This window comes from Mesorhizobium sp. LNHC252B00, assembly GCF_000502955.1.
Taxonomy (GTDB): Bacteria; Pseudomonadota; Alphaproteobacteria; order Rhizobiales; family Rhizobiaceae; genus Mesorhizobium.
Window position 1 is genome coordinate 1 of sequence record NZ_AYWO01000118.1, and the last position, 512, is coordinate 512.

The 512-nt window shown below is 56.2% G+C and carries 1 protein-coding gene; it reads right to left on the reverse strand.

What is annotated here, in order from left to right; genetic code table 11:
* Nucleotides 1-402, reverse strand: a 402-nt coding sequence (locus X744_RS0139295; protein ID WP_031261580.1) for an ATP-binding cassette domain-containing protein, incomplete at its 3' end; no start/stop codon positions are given.
* Nucleotides 403-512 lie beyond the last annotated feature (110 nt).

The window sequence follows — 512 nt, forward strand, 5'->3', positions numbered from 1 at the left end:
CTTGAGCCCGACTTTTTTCAAAAGCTCGGACGTGCGCGCCTCGTTGGCGTCCCAGTCGATGACGCCGTATCTGGCGTGCTCGTTGCCGAGGAAAATGTTTTCGGCGATCGACAGCATCGGCACCAGCGCAAGCTCCTGGTGGATGATGACGATGCCCTTGTGTTCGCTGTCATGGATGCCTTTGAACTGGCATTCCTGGCCCTGAAAGATGATCTGGCCATCATAGGTGCCGGAGGGATAGACGCCCGAAAGCACCTTCATCAGTGTCGATTTTCCAGCGCCGTTCTCGCCTACCACGGCATGGATTTCGCCTTCCTCGACGCGGAGGTTGACGTTCGACAGCGCCTTCACGCCGGGGAACCTCTTGGTGATGTCGCGCATCTCCAAAATCGTCGAGGTCATGAGGGCAAGCTCCTCCTACACTTTCTATTTTTAGGCAATTCCTGACGGAAAACCGTGCGAACTTTTCCGGGAATGGCTCTAGGCCGGTAGAAACAATACCGGGGCCGCTT